Here is a 2,840-nt window from a genome sequence, read left to right as displayed (position 1 = left end):
GGTTTATAAAACACCCCACCCCCCTCGTTTTTTCCTAAAATCTCGGTTGGTTTTTGTGTATGCACCACAAACAAAAACCCAACGAACCGCCCTCCTACAGCTGGTAATTCGCTTCGATCATCAACCGTCCACACGAAAACCGGTCATCCCCGTTCCCATGTTCGACACGCCCCGCCGAGGGCACGAACCTGCGACAGTCGACTACACCCGGGGTCGTCCCTGGCTGTCCCTCGTAGAGACCCGCGCTTGCGAAGCGTCCATGTAGGAACAGCAACGGACCATCCCGCGTGCACGGGGAGTACGGATTCCGCCGGCATTCCGTACGAGCGGCTTGGCACACGATCGAGCCACATCTGGTGGTGTGGCCGCAGCCGACGCGGTTCCGCAACCACATCACCCAAGTCAGTGCACCAAGTCGCGTTGGCGGCTTCCGTCACCACCAATCTCGTATACGCCGGGTTCGACCTCGACCGAGCTATTTTCGATCCGCTCCTGCCAGTCAGGCGGCCAGACGGTTTCACACGACCATCTGACCCCTACCAGTGTCATTCCCTCTAGTTCCACGTCGCTGAGGTCGGCGCCGACGAAGTCGTTCAGATAGCGGTACAACGACCGCAGCCGCGCCGCGGACCGTTGGATCGATGCACGAAGGCAGTTCGCGGCGATGGTGATCTCCCCGGGCTCCCCTCGTGTCCATGGCCCCGCACCGAGCAGATCGCAGAAGTTATTGAGAAGATCGTGCAGGTCGCCAGCTTCTGACAGCAACCGCCACCCCACTCGGGAGAATACCGAATCGGCATGGGGAGTACTCGTTGTGCAATCTGCCAAGCTACCGGTCAATATCGACAGGCCGGCCCTGATGCTAGAGAGGTTCAACTCCAGTGCCTGTATCCACCGATCCTGGTAAGGCTGGTCGAACAGCTCCCACGCGACTCTGGTCAATTCCTCGCCAGCCGCAGCGGCTCCGCTGGCGATACGGAGCGTATCTGCGTCGCCTACGAGCGGCGCGAACGCTTCTCGCAGGCTGAGCCGATCTGCGGGCGTGATGGCACGCAGCACCTGGTCCAGGTCACTGTTGTCGACATCGTTGTCGAGAACCAGAATCGGGTCAGGTGCGGGCACAATAGCTGCCAGTCCAGCCTCGATGTCAACGATGGAGCGGATCTGGTTCTTCAGTTCCGCGCGATGAGCCCCAATCAGTATCTCCTGCAGGCCGGCCTCGACGTCGAGAACCTGCCGGAGGTCCGCGGCAACCTGCTCACGCTGCTGCGTCAGCCATTGACCGAACTCCGGGGGCACGGTGTCGTCGTCAACGAAGAGAGTCATCAGTCCTCGCCCCCTTTCATGTGGATAGCCAAGGCGCGGCGTGCCTTTCGCAGATTCGCCCGGACGGCGTCGGGCTCGATGCGGAGAATCTCGGCGATCTCACTGGGCGTGTACTCCTCGAGAGTCCACGCCATGACCTGCCGCTGCCGCGGCGGCAGTTTCGCCAGCGCCCGCAGGATGTCGTGGCGCTGCTCCCAGGCATCGAAGTCCGGGTGCTCACGCAGCAGCGCCGACTGCTCAGGCAGCTCGAGAACTGGGTCCTCTCGGACGCTGCCGATCCGCCGGGCCAGGGCACGGCCGGCCACCTTCCGCGCCCACGCTCGTGGATGTTGTATGCCAGACCAGGATTGCCAAGCCTGGATCATGGTCTCCTGCGCGATCTCGGCGGCGTCGGCGACGCGCGCACCCTGCCACACGAGAAACAGCGCAAGGTCCTCCACGAAGGACTCGTAGAACATCTTGAACGCGGCGACGTCGATAGGAGAGATGGCCGATGCCGACTGAGCAGCCGCGAAATACAGCTCGTCGGTCTGCTGCTGTTCTGGATCGTCGGTCACGAATCCCCCTCGGCGGCACCGATGGTCAGCTGCGTGCGACGGCCGTCACCATGCCGGTCGTCGACACGGCTGCCGACGGGCAGGGCGCGGGCGATCGCGATCATGTAGCGACGGTGCCCGCGCTGTTGCTCGGCGGAAAACCGCAAGCGAAGCCATAGCCCTACGGTGCCCAGAACATGGATCGCCACAGTGGTCACCAGCATCACGGTGATCGTCATTACGGGTTCCTTGAACTCGAATCGAATGGACTGTCGTAGATATAGAGGCGATCCGGCCCGCATGCGTGAACTCGGGCAGAGAAATTCTCCTTCGAGCGATGCCGTGGGGCCGGGCCACTTCGGTGGCCACCAAGCGGGGGAACCAGCCGCCTTACCCCTACGCCGGGTTTCAGCCTTGCCGCTGCCCGATGCACTGAAGCAATGCCGTTCCGGGCCTTTGCAGTTGCCATCGGACGGCAACCGAGCTGGTGACGGCCGCGACATGAACGGCTCAGCCACCGTGGCCACTAGACGACCGGTTGGCGGGCCGAGCAGCATGCCGGACAGAGCGACGATGTGACCAGCTGCGTCGGTCGCAGGGCTGTTTATGGGGTGAAGTCCACTCGATAGGTGGTGTGAGCGAGTGGACAGCAAGATCATTTGCCGCTCAACGGTTATGACTGCCGAGCACCGATGAGTGGAGCTATGGCAGCTTTCCACCGGGTCCTCCGGTTTCTCAAAGCTGTTGGCGGGGTGAACAATCGGCGTCATGGCGAAGTTTTTGGTGGCATGGTTGGCGGGTTGCGGCATCTGTGGTCGCAAGTTTCGCGAGGCCGAAGTCTGAACCGTCCTGGACTGGTTGGAGACTCCCGATTTAGCAAGGGAGACTGTCAGTCATGGGTGCACCACGGAAGTTCGACGAGGAGACTCGTGCGCGAGCGGTGAGGATGTACCAGGACCGGATCCGTGAGCACGGTGA

At 62.2% G+C, this 2,840-nt stretch carries 3 protein-coding genes; all 3 read right to left on the bottom strand.

Annotation, left to right across the window (positions count from 1 at the left end; all coding sequences use genetic code 11):
* Nucleotides 1-402 precede the first annotated feature (402 nt).
* Genes QH470_RS18095 through QH470_RS18085 form a run of 3 tightly spaced genes read right to left on the bottom strand, consistent with a single transcriptional unit; the run spans nucleotide 403 to nucleotide 2,101 of the window.
* A complete protein-coding gene (locus QH470_RS18095) occupies nucleotides 403-1,326 on the bottom strand; it encodes a hypothetical protein (protein WP_280273558.1) in 924 nt (307 codons plus the stop codon).
* Nucleotides 1,326-1,883 carry an RNA polymerase sigma factor gene (locus QH470_RS18090; RefSeq protein ID WP_280273557.1) on the bottom strand — a complete coding sequence of 186 codons (558 nt, stop codon included), beginning with the start codon at nucleotides 1,881-1,883 and terminating at the stop codon, nucleotides 1,326-1,328. The genes QH470_RS18095 and QH470_RS18090 overlap by 1 nt, the downstream gene beginning before the upstream one ends.
* Nucleotides 1,880-2,101: a hypothetical protein gene (locus tag QH470_RS18085; protein ID WP_280273556.1), complete on the bottom strand. Its 222-nt coding sequence runs from the start codon at nucleotides 2,099-2,101 to the stop codon at nucleotides 1,880-1,882. Before QH470_RS18085 ends, QH470_RS18090 begins: the two co-directional genes overlap by 4 nt.
* Between the last annotated feature and the right edge of the window lie 739 nt (nucleotides 2,102-2,840).

It is taken from the genome of Nocardia wallacei (genome assembly GCF_029868745.1).
In the GTDB taxonomy this organism is placed as follows: Bacteria; Actinomycetota; Actinomycetes; order Mycobacteriales; family Mycobacteriaceae; genus Nocardia; species Nocardia wallacei_B.
The sequence above is the reverse complement of the archived record's forward strand: the minus strand, read 5'-3'. Positions and strand labels throughout refer to the sequence as shown.